This window comes from Lactobacillus crispatus (genome assembly GCF_018987235.1).
GTDB classification, from domain to species: Bacteria; Bacillota; Bacilli; order Lactobacillales; family Lactobacillaceae; genus Lactobacillus; species Lactobacillus crispatus.
Genome location: NZ_CP072197.1, coordinates 336,225 through 351,819, shown reverse-complemented (window position 1 = coordinate 351,819; position 15,595 = coordinate 336,225). Strand labels below are relative to the sequence as shown.

Sequence of the window (15,595 nt, the reverse complement as noted above, 5' to 3'; positions counted from 1 at the left end):
CTCCTTTATTCACCTAAGCTTAGTCTTCTTGACGAAGTGAAAGACCTAAGTCGGTTAATTTATTTTTAACTTCTTCCAATGATTTACGTCCTAAGTTACGTACACGCATCATATCTGATTCTGTCTTGTCAGTTAACTCTTGAAGAGTATTAATGCCAGCACGCTTCAGGCAGTTATATGAACGAACAGAAAGGTCAAGCTCTTCGATAGTCATCTCAAGCTTCTTTTCCTTCTTATCGTCTTCCTTTTCCACCATTACTTCGCTGAATTTAGCATTTGCATCTGCTGATTCAAATACCTTAAAGTGTTCAACTAAAATTTTAGCAGCAAAACTAAGGGCGTCATTAGGCTTGATTGAACCGTCAGTCCAAATCTCAAAAGTGAGCTTATCAAAGTCATCTCTCTTACCAACACGAGTTGATTCAACTTGGTAGTTAACCTTCTTAATTGGTGAGAATAAAGAGTCAACTGGGATAACTCCGATTGGCATGTCATCACTCTTATTGTCACTTGCAGCAACATAACCTCTACCATTCTTTACGGCAAGTTCCATATGCAAGTGTCCACCTTCAGCAATGGTACAAATATATTGATCCGGATTCAAGACTTGAACGTCTGCATCAACTTTAAGATCATCAGCAGTTACTGTGGCTGGACCTTCAATGTCCAATTCAATAACCTTTTGTTCATCTGAAAGAGACTTTAATTCAAGTTTCTTCAAGTTCAAGATGATCTTGGTTACATCTTCTCTGACGCCAGGAACTGTTGAGAACTCGTGTAAAACGCCATCAATTTGCACATAAACAAGTCCAGTACCTGGAATAGAAGTAAGTAATACTCTTCTTAAAGAATTACCTAAAGTAGTACCAAAGCCTCGCTCAAGTGGTTCAACAACAAACTTACCGTAAGAATCTTCTTGTTCAACAACGGTAATATTTGGTTTTTCAAATTCAATCATTACTGGGCCCCTTTCAAAACGTTACGTCCTATATCAAGGACAAAATTAAACACGACGACGTTTTGGTGGTCTGGAACCATTGTGAGGAACTGGCGTAACGTCACGAATTGCAGTAATTTCAAGACCAGTTGCTTGAAGTGATCTAATAGCAGATTCACGACCAGCACCAGGACCTTTAACTGAAACTTCTACATGTTTCATGCCTTGGTCCATTGCACTCTTAGCTGCTGCTTCAGCTGCCATTTGAGCTGCAAATGGAGTAGACTTACGACTACCCTTAAAGCCCAATGCACCAGCTGAAGACCAAGCAACTGCATTACCTTGAACGTCAGTAATCATGACTAAAGTATTATTAAACGTTGAGTGAATGTGTGCTACACCGCTTTCAACATGCTTCTTCACACGACGCTTACGTGCTGTTTTCTTTGCAGGCATCAATAAACCTCCTTATAAATAAAATTAACGATTTCTCTTAGTACCCTTACGAGTACGAGCATTGTTCTTGGTATTTTGGCCACGAACTGGAAGTCCACGGCGGTGACGAATACCACGGTAAGAACCAATATCAACTAAACGCTTAATGTTCATGCTTACTTCACGACGTAAGTCACCTTCAACACGGTACTTGTCAACTTCAGCACGAAGCTTTTCTTGATCTTCTGGAGTTAAATCCTTTGAACGAATATCTTCAGATACTCCAGCATCAGCACAAATTTTCTTGGCAGTTGCTTCACCGATACCGTAAATGTAAGTTAAAGCGATAACGATTCTTTTATCTCTTGGTAAGTCAACACCAGCAATACGAGCCATAAACTACACCCCCTCTATTTCTAACCTTGACGTTGCTTGTGCTTTGGATTTGCTGAGCAAATTACCATCACACGGCCATGTCTCTTGATAACTTTACAATGTTCACACATTGGTTTAACAGATGGTCTAACCTTCATGTTTCCCTCCGTTATATTACTTTATAAACCGATACGTAATTCTACCTTTAGTTAAATCATATGGAGATAATTCCACAGTCACACGGTCTCCCGGCAAAATACGAATGTAGTGCATCCTAATTTTACCAGAAACGTGTGCTAAAATTGTGGCTCCATTTTCCAATTCAACTTTAAACATAGCATTAGGTAAGGTATCAACTACCTTACCTTCTACTTCAATGACATCATCTTTTGCCAAAGTTGTTCCTCCGCAATTAAACAGTCATATACTTTGAAATTATAACACGGATAAAAAATTATACAAATTTTTCTTCTATTGATTATTACTCAATACCGCATCAATATCTTCAAAGACTTTTTCTGGAGTTTGTTCACCATTAATTACAGTGAGCAAGCCTTTCTTCTGATAAAAGTCCTTCAAAGGTGCATTCATCTTTTCATTAACTTCAAGACGATTCTTAACAACTTCTGGTTTATCATCTTCACGTTGATAAAATTCATGGCCACCACAGCGATCACAAGTGCCCTCAACTTTTGGCTGCTTGGAAAGCTTGTTGTAAGTAGCTCCACAATTTTTACACATGTATCTTGCTGATAAACGCTTAATCAAAGTGTCTTCGTCAACTTCAAGCGCAATGACATTTGTTAAAGGTTTCTCCAAACGTTTTGTAATACCATCTAAAAGTTCTGCTTGTACAGTGGTTCTTGGAAAACCATCTAAGATAAAACCTTCTTTAATATCAGGTTGACTTAAACGTTCCTCAACCAACTTTGCAGTAACTTCATCGGGTACTAGATTACCCTTATCGATATAACTCTTAGCTTCAAGACCAACCTTCGTCTTGTTAGCCATTGCTTCCCTAAACATATCCCCAGTTGAAATATGAGTTAAGTGATATTTATCAACGATTCGCTCTGATGCTGTACCTTTACCAGCACCTGGTAACCCTAAAAGAATTAAGTTAATCATTTATCCGTTCCTATCTGATGAATCCAACATATTCTCTCTTCATTAACAAGCCGTTAATTTGACGAGATAACTCGAGAACAACCCCAATCACAATTAAAAGACTTGTTCCTCCTAAACCAATGGAACTTGGGAGATTCCAAAAGTTAGTAGCCAATTGAGGCAGTAAAGCAACTAAGCCCAAGAATAATGAACCTACTGTTGATAATTTCATCAACATCTTTGAAATATAATCCTGAGTATCTTTTCCTGGCCATACACTAGGAATATAAGCACCCTGCTTTTGTAAGTTTTCTGCTAGCTTCTCAGGGTTGACCTGTACGAAAGCGTAGAAGAATGTAAATAAGATAATTAAAAGAGTGTAGATAATTACCCCAGGAGTAGTTTGTAAGCTAAAGATTTGGTTCATTACTTTAAACCATTGTTGATCGCCCTGGGTTCTTTGAAAGGCCATTAAAATCGTTGCCGGTGTAACAATAAATGAACTGGCAAAAATAACCGGAATAACTCCAGATACATTAACCTTTAATGGTAGAAAACTTTCAGAACCACTCATCGTCGCTCTTCTCGTATATTGAATTGGAATACGACGATCAGCTTGTTCAACCCATGTAACAAATTGAGTTACGATAAGGATTGCAACTATAACCGCGATGAAGAACAAAATGCCTTGCCAACGATCACTAGCACTATTATTAATAATTTCTTCCTTATAAATTTGCCATAGACCACTTGGTAGTCTTGCAATAATACCAGCAAAAATAATTACTGAGATACCATTACCTAGACCCTTATCAGTGATTTCATCACCCAACCATGTTAATAACATAGTTCCAGCAGTCATAATAATAGCAATTTCTATATAAGTCTGTGGTGTTTGATTCTTTACCAAACCCATTTGAGTTAAAGCGTTAAAGCCTAACGTAATACCAATACTCTGGATAAAAGCAACAACTAATGCTAAATATCTAGTTACTTGATTTGTTTTACGTCGACCTACTTCACCTTGTTTTCCCCATTCTACTAACGTAGGAACAATATCCATCTGTAGCAGCTGGATAACAATCTGAGCCGTAATATAAGGAGAAACACCCAAAGAAAATATTGAATAGTTATCTAGTCCACCACCAGATACAGTATCCAGCATTGGAACTAAACCAGTTTGCGCAACCTGCGTGATCGCCTTCGCATTAACACCGGGAACGGTAATGTTTGCACCGATCCGATACAGCAAAAGAATAAAGAGCGTGAAATAGAGCTTATTTCTAATTTCTTTATCTTTGAAGGCGTTCTTCAAGGTCGAAAACATTAGATCACCTCAACAGTTCCGCCAGCGGCTTCAACTGCTTGCTTAGCAGATGCGGAAACTTTATTAACCTTTACAGTTAACTTAACTTTTAATTCGCCCTTGCCAAGTAACTTAACACCTGACAATTCTTTCTTTACTAAGCCATTATCTTTAAGTGATTCTACAGTTACTTCACTGCCGTCTTCGAACTTGTTTAAATCATCTAAGTTTACAATTGCATATTCCTTGCGGTTAATGTTCTTAAAACCACGCTTAGGCATAGTTCTGAATAATGGCATTTGACCACCTTCAAAACCTAAACGAGTATGACCGCCTTGACGAGCTAATTGACCCTTTTGACCACGGCCTGAAGTTTTACCGTAACCACTTGAAGTACCACGACCAACACGTTTTCTATTGCGACGTGAGCCTTCAGCAGAATGTAATTCATGAAGCTTCATTAATTTGGCACCTCCTTGATATTCTATTTGTTAATCTCTTCAACAGAGATTAAGTGAGCAATCTTTAATAATGCACCACGAGTAGCAGCGTTGTCTGGAAGAACAACAGTACTATCCACTCTACCTAAACCAAGAGCTTTAACGATCTTTCTTTGTTGAGGTAGACGGTGAGCAACACTTCTAATTAAAGTAATCTTTAAATCAGTCATCTATGATCTCCCTAATCTTAAGCTCTTTCAGGTTGACGAAGTTTTGCAACTTCTTCACTAGTTCTAAGCTTCTTCAAACCATCGATAGTTGCACGAACAACGTTAATTGGAGTGTTTGAACCAAGTGACTTTGAAGTTACGTCTGAGATACCAGCCATATCCATAACGATACGTACGGCACCACCAGCAGCAACACCAGAACCAGCTTCAGCAGGTTTAAATAAAATGTTACCTGAACCGTAGTGACCAATAACTTCATGAGGAATAGTAGTACCAACTTTAGGTACATTGATCATTTTCTTCTTACCGTCTTCTACAGCCTTACGGATTGCTTCTGGGACTTCTTGAGCTTTACCAGTACCAAAACCTACACGGCCTTTCTTGTCGCCAACAACAACAAGAGCAGCAAATCTCATGCGACGGCCACCTTTAACAACCTTAGTAATACGGTTGACAGCGACTAATTGATCTTCGATATCGTCTTTGTTTCTGCGATTGTTACGAGAATCATTGCGGTTTGCCATGTGTTAATTCTCCTTTCCTAGAAATCTAATCCGTTTTCACGAGCAGCATCAGCTAATGCTTGAACACGGCCGTGGTATAAGTAACCACTTCTGTCGAATACAACAGTAGAAATGTTCTTTGCCTTTGCAGCTTCAGCAATTGCCTTACCTACAGCAGCAGCTTGTTCTACTTTAGTTGCATCTGATACATTTTCATCCAAAGTTGAGGCGCTTGCAAGCGTAACACCCGCTACGTCATCAATTAATTGAGCGTAGATGTTTTTATTTGAACGAAAAATGCTTAAGCGTGGGCGCTCAGCAGTACCAGAAATTTTTCCACGAATACGTCTATGACGCTTTAAGCGTAACTTGTTTTTATCTGGTTTAGAAATCACAATTTCACCTCAAAAATAACTACTTATTACTTACCAGTCTTACCTTCCTTGCGACGTACGTATTCATCAACATAACGAATACCTTTACCCTTATAAGGTTCTGGTGGACGTACGGCACGGATTTCAGCTGCAAATTGACCAACATCTTGCTTTGAAACACCTTCAACTTCTACATCAGTTGCTGAAGTTGCCTTTACAGAAACACCTTCTGGTGCAGTCAATACAACTGGGTGTGAATAACCAACATTTAAAGTAATCTTGTTACCTTGTGCTTGTGCACGGTAACCAACACCGATTAACTTCAAAGTCTTCTTATAACCGTCAACTACACCTTCGATCATTGAAGCTAAGTTAGCTCTTTCAGTACCGTGAAGTGCTTTGTCGCTTTCGCTTGAACGTGAAAAGTTAATTTCACCATCTTTTTGTTCAAACTTAATCTTTGGATCGAAGTATCTAGTTAATTCACCCTTTGGGCCCTTAACAGTAATATTGTCGCCTTCCTTGGTAACAGTGACACTGTCAGGGACTTCAATAGTCTTTAAACCGATTCGGCTCATTGATTGTTCTCCTTTCTGTCAGTATTACCAAATGTAGGCAATTACTTCGCCGCCAACGTTCTTTTGTCTTGCTTCCTTGTCGGTAATAACACCAGCAGAAGTAGAAACGATGGCAATGCCTAAGCCATTAAGAACTTTAGGTAAGTCTTCAGCGCCAACGTAGTTTCTAAGACCTGGCTTAGAAATACGCTTCAAACCTGAGATAACACGTTCTCCATTTGGACCATATTTCAAGAATACCTTGATAACGCCTTGCTTGTTATCATCTGCAACTTCGTAATCACGGATGAAGCCTTCACGTTTCAAAATTTCTGAAATAGACTTTTTAATGTTTGATGCAGGAATTTCAACTGAATCGTGTTTTGCCATGTTGGCATTTCTGATTCTAGTCAAGTAATCTGCGATTGGATCTGTCATGACCATTTAAGCTATCCTCCTAACCGTATACTACCAACTAGCCTTTTTAAGACCAGGGATTTGACCCTTGTGTGCTAATTCCTTTAAGCAAATACGGCATAACCCGAATTTACGGTATACGGAGTGTGGACGACCACATCTCTCGCAACGTGTATATTCGCGTGAAGAGAACTTAGCAGGACGACGATTTTTGATTTTTTGTGATGTTTTAGCCATTAATGTCCTCCACTATCTTGCAAACGGCATACCAAATTGAGTCAAAAGTTCACGAGCTTCTTCATCAGTGTTGGCAGTAGTTACGATAACAATATCTAAACCTCTAGTGCGGTTTACCTTATCAAAATCGATTTCTGGGAAAATCAATTGTTCTTTAATACCTAAAGTGTAGTTACCACGACCATCAAATGAACGAGTTGATACACCACGGAAGTCACGAACACGTGGAAGAGAAACATTGATTAACTTGTACAAGAAATCGTACATTCTGTCGCCTCTAAGAGTTACCTTAGCACCGATAGACATACCTTCACGTAAACGGAAGTTAGCGATTGATTTCTTGGCCTTAGTGATTAATGGCTTTTGACCTGAGATCAAAGTTAATTCTTCAACTGCTTCATCTAAGTTCTTGGCGTTAGAAACTGCATCACCAACACCCATGTTTAAAACAATCTTGTCGATCTTAGGTACTTGCATAGATGACTTGTAGTTAAACTTTTCTTCTAATGCAGGAGCTACCTTTTCGTTGTATTCCTTAGCTAAATAACTTGCCATGTGTGTCCTCCCTTCTACTTATCTTCTTTTTTACTACTAATTACTTTAACGTTTGATGCGTGAATTGAACCTTCTGATTCAACTACACCACCATTAGCATTGCTTTGTGAAGGCTTTTGGTGCTTCTTAATCTTGTTAACGCCCTTAACCACTACGCGGTTTTTCTTAACGTTAACAGAAAGAACAGTACCTTCTTTACCTTTATCTTTTCCGGCAATAACTTTTACTTTGTCACCAGTTTTAACGAACATCAGTGCACCTCACTATCAATTATAAGACTTCAGGAGCAAGAGAGACGATCTTCATAAAGTCGTTCTCACGTAACTCACGTGCAACTGGCCCAAAGATACGAGTACCACGTGGGCTCTTGTCTGCGTTGATAATTACGCCAGCATTTTCGTCGAACTTGATGTATGAACCATCTTCACGACGTGCACCTGATTTAGTTCTAACAATAACAGCTTTTACAACGTCGCCTTTTTTGACAACGCCACCTGGTGTTGCTTGTTTAACAGTACATACTACGATGTCACCAATGTTACCGGTCTTACGCTTTGAACCACCTAAGACTCTAATAACTAAAAGTTCTCTGGCACCAGAGTTATCAGCAACCTTTAAACGAGATTCGTTTTGAATCACTGTGTAATCCTCCCCTCACTAAATCCGCAAATTAAACAGATTTCTTAACAATCTTTACTAAACGGAAGCGCTTCTTACGAGATAATGGACGGGTTTCCATGATACGTACAGTATCGCCAACTTTAGCTTCGTTATTTTCGTCTTGTGCGTAGTACTTCTTTGAATATCTAATACGCTTGTTGTAAACAGGGTGGTTCTTGTAAGTGTCAACAACTACAACGATAGTCTTGTCCATCTTATCAGAAACTACACGACCTTGGTATACGTGACGACGATTTCTTTCGTTTGTTTCGCTCAAGTTAATAGCTCCCTTCCATTAATTGTTTTCTAACGCTTTTTCGCTCAGAATAGTCTTGATTCTGGCGATATTCTTGCGGACTTTGCTCAAGCGAGCGGTATTTTCTAATTGACCCGTTGCTTGTTGGAAACGCAAATTGAAGAGTTCTTCTTTGTATTGCTTTTCTTTTTCTAACATTTCATCAGTGGTTAATGCTCTGATATCTTTAGCCTTCATTAGATTCGCCACCTACTTCCGAACTTCTAGTTACAAACTTAGTCTTAATTGGTAACTTAGTTGAAGCAAGACGTAAAGCTTCACGAGCAGTTGCTTCATCAACACCACCAATTTCGAACATAATCTTTTCTCTCTTAACTACAGCTACCCAACCTGCTGGTGCACCTTTACCTGAACCCATACGTACACCAACACCTTTAGCAGTGTATGACTTTTGAGGGAAAATTCTGATCCAAACCTTACCGCCACGTTTCATGTAACGAGTCATAGCAACACGAGCTGCTTCGATTTGACGGTTAGTAATCCAATGTGATTCGAGGGCTTCAAGACCATATTCACCAAAGGCAATATATTTACCACCCTTAGCAGCACCACGCATCTTACCACGGAATTCACGACGGTGTTTTACTCGCTTTGGTACTAAAGGCATTATCTATTTCCTCCCTTCGCTGGCTTTGAAGCTGGCTTATTCTTACGAGTAGGTAAGATTTCGCCACGGTTGATCCAAACTTGAACACCAATTTCACCATAAGTAGTGAAGGCATTTACCCAAGCGTAATCAATATCAGCTCTCAAAGTTTGTAATGGAACACGACCTTCTGTGTGCCATTCTCTTCTTGCCATATCGGCACCGTTCAAACGACCTGAAGTTTGAACCTTAATACCCTTGGCACCAGCACGCATAGCTCTTTGAGTAGCTTGACGCATAGCACGTCTGAAAGCAATACGAGCTTCAAGTTGACGAGCAATACTATCTGCTACTAACTTAGCATCAAGATCTGGTTTCTTAATTTCAACAATATTAATGTGAACTTGCTTACCAGTTAAAGCATTTAATTGTTTTCTCAAAGCTTCAACTTCAGAACCACCTTTACCAATTACCATACCTGGCTTAGCAGTATGAATTGAAATGTTGATTCTGTTAGCTGCACGTTCAATTTCAACAGTAGATACTGAGGCATCCTTCAACTTTTCTGAAATAAATTTTCTGATTTGAAGGTCTTCATTTAAAGTTTCTTTGTATCCCTTGTCAGCATACCATTTTGATTCCCAATCACGGATAACACCGAGACGAAAACCGTTTGGGTTAATCTTTTGACCCATTAATATACCTCCCTTAATCGTTCTTTTCTGAAACTACTACAACTACGTGACTGGTTCTCTTGTTAATTGGAGAAGCCATACCCTTAGCACGTGGGCGGAATCTCTTCAAAGTTGCACCTTCATTTACATAAGCTTCTGATACGTAAAGGTTTGCACTTTCAAGATCGTAGTTATGTTCTGCGTTAGCAATAGCTGAACGCAAAACTTTTTCAACGATTGGGGAAGCAGCTCTAGGCGTAAATTCCAAGATTGCTAATGCTTCAGCAACGCTCTTGCCACGAATTAAGTCAACGACTAAACGAGCTTTTCTTGGAGCGATGCGAACAGTTCTTGCTTCAGCCTTAGCTGAACTAATTTGTTCTGCCATTTAGATGTTTCTCCTTCCTCTAAGCTTGTGTTGTGGCTTTATCATCAGTGGATTTGTGTCCGTGGAAAGTTCTTGTTGGAACAAATTCACCTAACTTATGACCAACCATGTCTTCAGTTACATATACTGGGACATGTTTTCTACCATCGTAAACAGCTATAGTCAAACCTACAAAGGAAGGGAAAATAGTTGAACGACGTGACCAAGTCTTAATAACTTGCTTCTTATCTGCATCTGCTTGTGCATCAACCTTCTTTAACAATGATGCATCAGCAAAAGGACCTTTTTTAATACTACGGCTCATTAATTAACCCTCCTTCTACTACTTGCTACCTTTACGGTGACGAATGATTAACTTCTCGCTGGCCTTCTTGGTATCTCTAGTCTTAATACCACGTGCCTTCTTACCCCATGGAGTCATAGGTTGAGGACGACCAACTGGAGCCTTACCTTCACCACCACCATGTGGGTGATCGTTAGGGTTCATTACAGAACCACGTGATTGTGGACGCTTGCCCAACCAACGCTTACGACCAGCTTTACCTAATTGAATCAATGAGTGTTGTTCATTACCAACAGTACCGATAGTTGCACGGCATGATGACAAAATCTTACGAACTTCACCACTTTGTAATCTTACTAAAGTGTAATCACCATCAGCACCTAAAACTTGAGCTGAAGCACCAGCACTTCTTACGAGTTGGCCACCCTTGCCTGGCTTTAATTCGATATTGTGAATTGAAGTACCAGTTGGGATATTCTTTAATTCCAAAGCGTTACCTGGCTTAATGTCAACTGAATCACCTGATTCAACTACATCGCCAACTTTTAAGCCCTTAGGAGCTAAGATGTAAGCTTTGATACCATCAGTGTAGTGAAGCAAAGCAATGTTAGCAGTTCTGTTTGGATCGTATTCGATAGCCTTTACAACTGCCTTTGCGTTGTCCTTGTTACGCTTAAAGTCGATGATACGGTATTTTTGTTTGTGACCACCACCACGGTGTCTTACAGTGATATGACCATATGAGTTACGACCTGCAGTATGTGATTGAGATTCAAGCAAAGTCTTTTCAGGCTTTGTCTTAGTGATCTCAGCAAAGTCGGAAGAAGTCATATGACGACGACCATTCGTGGTTGGCTTGTAAATCTTAATAGCCAATTGACTGACCTCCTATTACTTGTTGTCTTCTGTGTTATCGTCTTGGAAAATCTTGATGTCGTTTGAATCGTTAGTTAAAGTAACGATAGCCTTTCTACGACGAGCGGTCTTACCAGTGTAACGACCTACTCGCTTGTCCTTGCCGCGAACGTTCATAATGTTTACGTTCTTAACTTTAACATCGAAGATTTCTTCAACAGCATTGCGAACTTGTGTCTTGGTTGCAGTTAAAAGCACGTCGAATGTGTACTTCTTATCATCCATTAAGTTCGTGGACTTTTCAGTAATGACAGGTCTTAAAATGATATCGCGTGCGTCCATTAAGCCAAAACCTCCTCGATCTTCTTAACAGCATCTTGATCTAAGATCAACTTGCCATAGTTAACAGCATCTTCAACGTTTAAGCCATTAACTGGAACAACCTTAACCTTAGTCAAGTTTCTTGCGGAAAGTTGTACATTGTTATCATCTGAAACAATTAAAACTTTACCGTCAGCATTTAAGCCGTTTAACATTGATACTAATTCCTTAGTCTTAGGAGCTGACATAGTCAACTTATCTAAAACAATTAAATCATTGTCAATCAACTTTTGGGAAAGAACTGACTTAATAGCCAAACGACGTTGCTTTCTTGGCATAGTGTATGCGTATGAACGTGGAGTTGGGCCAAAGACTGTACCACCACCGCGCCATTGTGGAGCTCTGATAGAACCTTGACGAGCACGACCAGTACCCTTTTGTCTCCAAGGCTTCTTACCACCGCCGCGAACAGCAGATCTATTCTTAACCTTTGAGGTACCTTGACGCTTGCCGGCTCTTTGTCTAATAATTGCTTCAAAAACGACACTTTCATTTGGTTCAATACCAAAAACCTTATCGTTTAAAGTAACTTCACCAGAGTCTTTACCGTTTTGATCCATAACTTTTAAATTAGCCATTCTAGTCCTCCTTCCTATTTATCAGCCTTTACAGCTTTAGAAGCAGTCTTAACAACGATTAATGAGTTCTTAGCACCTGGGACGTTACCCTTAATCATCAATACGTTCTTGTCTGCAACAACTTTTTCAATTACTAAGTTTTCAATGGTAACTTTCTTCACACCCATGTGACCTGGCAAACGCTTGCCCTTTGGTACACGGTTAATGATGGAACCCATTGAACCAGGAATTCTGTGGTATCTTGAACCGTGAGTTTCTGGTCCTCTTGATTGGCCCCAACGCTTGATGTTACCTTGGTATCCATGACCTCTTGAAGTACCAGTAACGTTTACAACGTCACCTTCCTTAAATGTATCCACAGTAACTTCTGAGCCAACTTCATAGTCCTTAAGCTCAACACCGCGGATTTCCCGAATGAAGCGCTTAGGCGAAGTCTTTGCTTTATCAGCATGACCTTTTTCTGGTTTGTTGCTCAAAACTTCACGCTTGTCTTGGTAACCTAATTGAACTGCTTCGTAACCGTCTGATTCAACAGTCTTAACTTGCATAACAACGTTAGGAGTTGCTTCAACAACAGTTACAGGAACAAGGACACCATCTTTAGTAAAGATTTGAGTCATACCAACTTTTCTTCCTAAGATTCCTTTGGTCATGTTTACACCTCTTTCTATTTAAATTACAGTTTAATTTCGATGTCTACACCGCTTGGAAGATCAAGCTTCATTAATGAATCAACAGTCTTTGGTGTTGGATTCAAAATATCGATTAAACGCTTGTGAGTGCGCATTTCGAATTGTTCACGTGAGTCCTTGTTCTTGTGTGGTGAACGAAGAACTGTGAATAAAGTTCTTTCTGTTGGAAGAGGAACTGGACCTGAAATTTCAGCACCAGTTCTCTTTGCAGTAGCTACGATCTTAGCAGCTGATTCATCGAGAATACCATGTTCGTAAGACTTAAGTCTAATACGAATTGTTTGACTTGCCATTAAATTACCTCCTTAACGTCTTCTTTAAAAGATGACTCGCTCGGCAAAAATTCCCCGCACGCCACTGTGGCAATGCAGCCTGGCGTGCCGCAACCTTTTGCGTCAACGCTTTACAACAATTTTCACACTTAAGGGCACACTGTCCCATAAGCACAAAGACTATTGTACTTTGTCCCTCCTTAAATATCAAGGGTTTACGACTTTTTTCTTAAATTTATTTACAAAAAAAGAGTTATCAAAATAAAAATGATAACTCTTTTTTATATGAAATTGTTTTCAATTAAGCTAACTGCATTAATCAGTTCTTAACGGAAGCTATTCAGCATCTCCGCCGCGCTTCTTAATGATGTCAGCTTGAATTGATTTAGGTGTTGGTGAGTAGTGATCAAATACCATAGTAAATGTACCACGACCCTGAGTTGATGAACGCAAAGTAGTTGCGTAACCAAACATTTCTGAAAGTGGAACAAATGAGTTGATGATCTTAGCACCGGCTCTGTCTTCCATACCTTCCATGGTACCACGACGAGCAGTGATTGAACCCATAACATCACCTAAGTATTCTTCTGGAGTAGTTACTTGAACCTTCATAATTGGTTCCAAGATAACTGCGCCAGCCTTTGAAGCAGCATTCTTCAAAGCAAGTGAAGCAGCAACCTTGAAGGCAGCTTCTGATGAGTCGACTTCGTGGTAACTACCATCGTAAAGCTTAGCCTTAACGTCGATCAATGGGTAACCTGCAAGAACACCATTCTTCATAGCTTCTTGTAAACCTTGGTCAACTGAAGGAATGAATTCACGAGGAACAACACCACCAACGATGGCATCTTCGAATTCGTAACCCTTACCTTCTTCGTTAGGAGTAAAGTCAATCCAAACGTCACCGTATTGACCTTTACCACCTGATTGACGAACAAACTTACCTTGTGCCTTAGCTTCCTTGGTGAAGGTTTCACGGTAAGCAACTTGTGGTTCACCAATCTTAGCATCAACGTTAAATTCACGTCTCATACGTTCAACCATGATGTCAAGGTGAAGTTCACCCATACCTGAAATCAAGGTTTGACCAGTTTCTGGGTTAGTTTCAGCACGGAAAGTTGGGTCTTCTTCAGTAAGCTTTTGCAAAGCAACGTCCATCTTATCACGGTCAGCCTTTGACTTAGGTTCAACTGATACTTGGATAACTGGATCTGGAACTTTCAAGCTTTCCAAAATAAGTGGGTGATCTGGGTCAGTTAATGAGTCACCAGTAGTGGTGTTCTTCAAACCGATGGCACCAGCGATATCACCTGAGAATACTTCTGGAATTTCAGTTCTTGAGTTGGCGTGCATTTGAAGCAAACGACCTACACGTTCACGACTGTTCTTTGAAGCGTTCAATACGTATGAACCTGATTCAAGAGAACCGGTGTAAACACGGATGAAAGTCAAACGACCTACGAATGGGTCAGTAGCGATCTTGAATGCAAGAGCTGCAAATGGCTTCTTATCGTCAGCCATAAGTTCAACTTCATCACCAGTCTTAGGATTGTGAGCAACGTAAGGCTTAACGTCAAGTGGTGATGGCAAGTAGTCAATAACACCGTCAAGCATCATTTGAACACCCTTGTTCTTGAAGGCTGAGCCAGCGTAAACTGGGAAGAACTTCAAGTCCAAAGTAGCTTTACGGATAGCTGCCTTTAATTCATCGTTAGAAATTTCTTCACCGCCAAGGAATTTTTCCATGATGCCGTCATCAACATCGGCTACGGCTTCAATTAAGTCGTTACGACGTGCTTCAGCTTCTTCCTTGTATTCGTCAGGAACTGGAACAGTATCCCACTTAGAACCAAGCTTGTCTTCGTCGTAGATGTCGGCAACCATGTTGATTAAGTCGATAACACCTTCAAAAGTGTCAGCTGAACCAATTGGCATTTGAACAGCATGGGCATTAGCGTTTAAACGTTCGTGCAATGACTTAACTGACTTATCGAAGTCAGCACCGATCTTATCCATCTTGTTAACGAAAACAATACGAGGAACACCGTAAGTTTCAGCTTGACGCCATACGTTTTCAGTTTGTGGTTCAACACCAGCTTGGGCATCAAGAACAGTTACGGCACCATCAAGAACACGAAGTGAACGTTCTACTTCGATAGTGAAGTCAACGTGTCCTGGGGTGTCGATGATGTTAATTCTGTGGTCTTTCCATTGTGCAGTAGTAGCTGCAGAAGTAATGGTGATACCACGTTCCTTTTCTTCATCCATCCAGTCCATTTGTGAATCACCTTCGTGAGTTTCACCAACTTTGTGGATCTTACCAGTGTAGTAAAGGATACGTTCAGTAGTAGTAGTCTTACCCGCATCGATGTGGGCCATAATACCAATGTTACGTGTCTTTGCTAATGGAAATTCACGCTTGTTAGCCATAAATTAT

The 15,595-nt window shown here is 40.0% G+C and carries 29 protein-coding genes; all 29 read right to left on the bottom strand.

The genetic code is table 11. The features are described 5' to 3' along the window. Nucleotides 1-19: 19 nt before the first annotated feature. Entirely contained in the window at nt 20-958 is a 939-nt protein-coding gene (locus J6L97_RS01740; RefSeq protein ID WP_005720363.1) for a DNA-directed RNA polymerase subunit alpha, read from the bottom strand. Nucleotides 959-1,003: 45 nt separating this feature from the next. Next, nucleotides 1,004-1,393 carry a 30S ribosomal protein S11 gene (gene rpsK, locus J6L97_RS01735; RefSeq protein ID WP_003625817.1) on the bottom strand — a complete coding sequence of 130 codons (390 nt, stop codon included), beginning with the start codon at nt 1,391-1,393 and terminating at the stop codon, nt 1,004-1,006. Nucleotides 1,394-1,417: 24 nt separating this feature from the next. Then, nucleotides 1,418-1,768, bottom strand: coding sequence for a 30S ribosomal protein S13 (gene rpsM / locus J6L97_RS01730; RefSeq protein ID WP_005724162.1), 351 nt, complete (start codon nt 1,766-1,768; stop codon nt 1,418-1,420). 20 nt (nt 1,769-1,788) lie between these two features. Next, nucleotides 1,789-1,905 (bottom strand): 50S ribosomal protein L36, encoded by a 117-nt coding sequence (gene rpmJ / locus J6L97_RS01725; protein WP_005721621.1) that lies wholly within the window; start codon nt 1,903-1,905, stop codon nt 1,789-1,791. 16 nt (nt 1,906-1,921) lie between these two features. Continuing rightward, entirely contained in the window at nt 1,922-2,143 is a 222-nt protein-coding gene (gene infA, locus J6L97_RS01720; RefSeq protein ID WP_002878178.1) for a translation initiation factor IF-1, read from the bottom strand. Nucleotides 2,144-2,218: 75 nt separating this feature from the next. Beyond that, nucleotides 2,219-2,875, bottom strand: coding sequence for an adenylate kinase (locus J6L97_RS01715; protein WP_005720355.1), 657 nt, complete (start codon nt 2,873-2,875; stop codon nt 2,219-2,221). Nucleotides 2,876-2,885: 10 nt separating this feature from the next. Further along, nucleotides 2,886-4,181: a preprotein translocase subunit SecY gene (gene secY, locus J6L97_RS01710; protein ID WP_005724159.1), complete on the bottom strand. Its 1,296-nt coding sequence runs from the start codon at nt 4,179-4,181 to the stop codon at nt 2,886-2,888. Further along, the gene (gene rplO / locus J6L97_RS01705; protein WP_005720352.1) at nt 4,181-4,621 is read right to left on the bottom strand and encodes a 50S ribosomal protein L15; all 441 of its coding nucleotides are present in this window, start codon (nt 4,619-4,621) and stop codon (nt 4,181-4,183) included. Before rplO ends, secY begins: the two co-directional genes overlap by 1 nt. A gap of 23 nt (nt 4,622-4,644) precedes the next feature. Further along, nucleotides 4,645-4,830, bottom strand: a complete 186-nt coding sequence (gene rpmD, locus J6L97_RS01700; protein ID WP_005720351.1) for a 50S ribosomal protein L30 — start codon at nt 4,828-4,830, stop codon at nt 4,645-4,647. Between the two features lie 17 nt (nt 4,831-4,847). Beyond that, a complete protein-coding gene (gene rpsE / locus J6L97_RS01695) occupies nt 4,848-5,354 on the bottom strand; it encodes a 30S ribosomal protein S5 (protein ID WP_054832666.1) in 507 nt (168 codons plus the stop codon). Nucleotides 5,355-5,371: 17 nt separating this feature from the next. Further along, a complete protein-coding gene (rplR, locus tag J6L97_RS01690; protein WP_005724156.1) occupies nt 5,372-5,728 on the bottom strand; it encodes a 50S ribosomal protein L18 in 357 nt (118 codons plus the stop codon). Nucleotides 5,729-5,754: 26 nt separating this feature from the next. Further along, a complete protein-coding gene (rplF, locus tag J6L97_RS01685) occupies nt 5,755-6,285 on the bottom strand; it encodes a 50S ribosomal protein L6 (protein WP_005720348.1) in 531 nt (176 codons plus the stop codon). Between the two features lie 24 nt (nt 6,286-6,309). Further along, the gene (gene rpsH / locus J6L97_RS01680; protein ID WP_005720347.1) at nt 6,310-6,708 is read right to left on the bottom strand and encodes a 30S ribosomal protein S8; all 399 of its coding nucleotides are present in this window, start codon (nt 6,706-6,708) and stop codon (nt 6,310-6,312) included. Nucleotides 6,709-6,732: 24 nt separating this feature from the next. Next, nucleotides 6,733-6,918 (bottom strand): type Z 30S ribosomal protein S14, encoded by a 186-nt coding sequence (locus J6L97_RS01675; RefSeq protein WP_013085815.1) that lies wholly within the window; start codon nt 6,916-6,918, stop codon nt 6,733-6,735. Nucleotides 6,919-6,930: 12 nt separating this feature from the next. Beyond that, nucleotides 6,931-7,473, bottom strand: coding sequence for a 50S ribosomal protein L5 (gene rplE / locus J6L97_RS01670; RefSeq protein ID WP_005720346.1), 543 nt, complete (start codon nt 7,471-7,473; stop codon nt 6,931-6,933). A 14-nt stretch (nt 7,474-7,487) separates the two neighbouring features. Beyond that, nucleotides 7,488-7,724 carry a 50S ribosomal protein L24 gene (gene rplX / locus J6L97_RS01665; protein ID WP_005720345.1) on the bottom strand — a complete coding sequence of 79 codons (237 nt, stop codon included), beginning with the start codon at nt 7,722-7,724 and terminating at the stop codon, nt 7,488-7,490. A gap of 19 nt (nt 7,725-7,743) precedes the next feature. Continuing rightward, the gene (rplN, locus tag J6L97_RS01660) at nt 7,744-8,112 is read right to left on the bottom strand and encodes a 50S ribosomal protein L14 (RefSeq protein WP_003549034.1); all 369 of its coding nucleotides are present in this window, start codon (nt 8,110-8,112) and stop codon (nt 7,744-7,746) included. A gap of 31 nt (nt 8,113-8,143) precedes the next feature. Next, nucleotides 8,144-8,410 carry a 30S ribosomal protein S17 gene (rpsQ, locus tag J6L97_RS01655; RefSeq protein WP_005721626.1) on the bottom strand — a complete coding sequence of 89 codons (267 nt, stop codon included), beginning with the start codon at nt 8,408-8,410 and terminating at the stop codon, nt 8,144-8,146. A gap of 18 nt (nt 8,411-8,428) precedes the next feature. Beyond that, on the bottom strand, nt 8,429-8,626 hold the full coding sequence (rpmC, locus tag J6L97_RS01650) for a 50S ribosomal protein L29 (protein WP_003549032.1): 198 nt from the start codon (nt 8,624-8,626) through the stop codon (nt 8,429-8,431). Next, on the bottom strand, nt 8,616-9,056 hold the full coding sequence (gene rplP, locus J6L97_RS01645; protein ID WP_003625792.1) for a 50S ribosomal protein L16: 441 nt from the start codon (nt 9,054-9,056) through the stop codon (nt 8,616-8,618). The genes rpmC and rplP overlap by 11 nt, the downstream gene beginning before the upstream one ends. Then, nucleotides 9,056-9,730, bottom strand: a complete 675-nt coding sequence (gene rpsC / locus J6L97_RS01640; RefSeq protein ID WP_005720341.1) for a 30S ribosomal protein S3 — start codon at nt 9,728-9,730, stop codon at nt 9,056-9,058. The genes rplP and rpsC overlap by 1 nt, the downstream gene beginning before the upstream one ends. A 13-nt stretch (nt 9,731-9,743) precedes the next feature. Continuing rightward, nucleotides 9,744-10,097 (bottom strand): 50S ribosomal protein L22, encoded by a 354-nt coding sequence (gene rplV, locus J6L97_RS01635; RefSeq protein WP_003625788.1) that lies wholly within the window; start codon nt 10,095-10,097, stop codon nt 9,744-9,746. Nucleotides 10,098-10,116: 19 nt separating this feature from the next. Then, nucleotides 10,117-10,401, bottom strand: a complete 285-nt coding sequence (gene rpsS / locus J6L97_RS01630) for a 30S ribosomal protein S19 (RefSeq protein WP_005720340.1) — start codon at nt 10,399-10,401, stop codon at nt 10,117-10,119. A gap of 18 nt (nt 10,402-10,419) precedes the next feature. Continuing rightward, nucleotides 10,420-11,256, bottom strand: a complete 837-nt coding sequence (rplB, locus tag J6L97_RS01625; protein WP_005721628.1) for a 50S ribosomal protein L2 — start codon at nt 11,254-11,256, stop codon at nt 10,420-10,422. Between the two features lie 15 nt (nt 11,257-11,271). Next, nucleotides 11,272-11,577, bottom strand: a complete 306-nt coding sequence (gene rplW / locus J6L97_RS01620; protein WP_005720338.1) for a 50S ribosomal protein L23 — start codon at nt 11,575-11,577, stop codon at nt 11,272-11,274. After that, nucleotides 11,577-12,194: a 50S ribosomal protein L4 gene (gene rplD / locus J6L97_RS01615; RefSeq protein WP_005720336.1), complete on the bottom strand. Its 618-nt coding sequence runs from the start codon at nt 12,192-12,194 to the stop codon at nt 11,577-11,579. Before rplD ends, rplW begins: the two co-directional genes overlap by 1 nt. Nucleotides 12,195-12,208: 14 nt before the next feature. Then, a complete protein-coding gene (gene rplC / locus J6L97_RS01610; RefSeq protein WP_005720335.1) occupies nt 12,209-12,847 on the bottom strand; it encodes a 50S ribosomal protein L3 in 639 nt (212 codons plus the stop codon). Between the two features lie 23 nt (nt 12,848-12,870). After that, nucleotides 12,871-13,179: a 30S ribosomal protein S10 gene (rpsJ, locus tag J6L97_RS01605; protein WP_003549023.1), complete on the bottom strand. Its 309-nt coding sequence runs from the start codon at nt 13,177-13,179 to the stop codon at nt 12,871-12,873. Between the two features lie 315 nt (nt 13,180-13,494). Then, nucleotides 13,495-15,588 carry an elongation factor G gene (gene fusA, locus J6L97_RS01600; RefSeq protein WP_054832661.1) on the bottom strand — a complete coding sequence of 698 codons (2,094 nt, stop codon included), beginning with the start codon at nt 15,586-15,588 and terminating at the stop codon, nt 13,495-13,497. Between the last annotated feature and the right edge of the window lie 7 nt (nt 15,589-15,595).

What these genes read in the sequence shown, in the direction of transcription:
- rpsC (WP_005720341.1), bottom strand. Translation starts at nt 9,730, where the DNA reads ATGGGTCAAAAGATTAACCCAAACGGTTTTCGTCTCGGTGTTATCCGT.
- fusA (WP_054832661.1), bottom strand. Translation starts at nt 15,588, where the DNA reads ATGGCTAACAAGCGTGAATTTCCATTAGCAAAGACACGTAACATTGGT.
- rpmD (WP_005720351.1), bottom strand. Translation starts at nt 4,830, where the DNA reads ATGACTGATTTAAAGATTACTTTAATTAGAAGTGTTGCTCACCGTCTA.
- rplF (WP_005720348.1), bottom strand. Translation starts at nt 6,285, where the DNA reads ATGAGCCGAATCGGTTTAAAGACTATTGAAGTCCCTGACAGTGTCACT.
- rplE (WP_005720346.1), bottom strand. Translation starts at nt 7,473, where the DNA reads ATGGCAAGTTATTTAGCTAAGGAATACAACGAAAAGGTAGCTCCTGCA.
- rplO (WP_005720352.1), bottom strand. Translation starts at nt 4,621, where the DNA reads ATGAAGCTTCATGAATTACATTCTGCTGAAGGCTCACGTCGCAATAGA.
- J6L97_RS01715 (WP_005720355.1), bottom strand. Translation starts at nt 2,875, where the DNA reads ATGATTAACTTAATTCTTTTAGGGTTACCAGGTGCTGGTAAAGGTACA.
- J6L97_RS01740 (WP_005720363.1), bottom strand. Translation starts at nt 958, where the DNA reads ATGATTGAATTTGAAAAACCAAATATTACCGTTGTTGAACAAGAAGAT.
- rpsE (WP_054832666.1), bottom strand. Translation starts at nt 5,354, where the DNA reads ATGGCAAACCGCAATGATTCTCGTAACAATCGCAGAAACAAAGACGAT.
- rplD (WP_005720336.1), bottom strand. Translation starts at nt 12,194, where the DNA reads ATGGCTAATTTAAAAGTTATGGATCAAAACGGTAAAGACTCTGGTGAA.
- rplP (WP_003625792.1), bottom strand. Translation starts at nt 9,056, where the DNA reads ATGCCTTTAGTACCAAAGCGAGTAAAACACCGTCGTGAATTCCGTGGT.
- rplX (WP_005720345.1), bottom strand. Translation starts at nt 7,724, where the DNA reads ATGTTCGTTAAAACTGGTGACAAAGTAAAAGTTATTGCCGGAAAAGAT.
- J6L97_RS01675 (WP_013085815.1), bottom strand. Translation starts at nt 6,918, where the DNA reads ATGGCTAAAACATCACAAAAAATCAAAAATCGTCGTCCTGCTAAGTTC.
- rpsK (WP_003625817.1), bottom strand. Translation starts at nt 1,393, where the DNA reads ATGCCTGCAAAGAAAACAGCACGTAAGCGTCGTGTGAAGAAGCATGTT.
- rplW (WP_005720338.1), bottom strand. Translation starts at nt 11,577, where the DNA reads ATGGACGCACGCGATATCATTTTAAGACCTGTCATTACTGAAAAGTCC.
- rplC (WP_005720335.1), bottom strand. Translation starts at nt 12,847, where the DNA reads ATGACCAAAGGAATCTTAGGAAGAAAAGTTGGTATGACTCAAATCTTT.
- secY (WP_005724159.1), bottom strand. Translation starts at nt 4,181, where the DNA reads ATGTTTTCGACCTTGAAGAACGCCTTCAAAGATAAAGAAATTAGAAAT.
- rplV (WP_003625788.1), bottom strand. Translation starts at nt 10,097, where the DNA reads ATGGCAGAACAAATTAGTTCAGCTAAGGCTGAAGCAAGAACTGTTCGC.
- rpmC (WP_003549032.1), bottom strand. Translation starts at nt 8,626, where the DNA reads ATGAAGGCTAAAGATATCAGAGCATTAACCACTGATGAAATGTTAGAA.
- rpsJ (WP_003549023.1), bottom strand. Translation starts at nt 13,179, where the DNA reads ATGGCAAGTCAAACAATTCGTATTAGACTTAAGTCTTACGAACATGGT.
- rpsS (WP_005720340.1), bottom strand. Translation starts at nt 10,401, where the DNA reads ATGAGCCGTAGTATTAAAAAAGGTCCTTTTGCTGATGCATCATTGTTA.
- rpsM (WP_005724162.1), bottom strand. Translation starts at nt 1,768, where the DNA reads ATGGCTCGTATTGCTGGTGTTGACTTACCAAGAGATAAAAGAATCGTT.
- rpsH (WP_005720347.1), bottom strand. Translation starts at nt 6,708, where the DNA reads ATGGTCATGACAGATCCAATCGCAGATTACTTGACTAGAATCAGAAAT.
- rpmJ (WP_005721621.1), bottom strand. Translation starts at nt 1,905, where the DNA reads ATGAAGGTTAGACCATCTGTTAAACCAATGTGTGAACATTGTAAAGTT.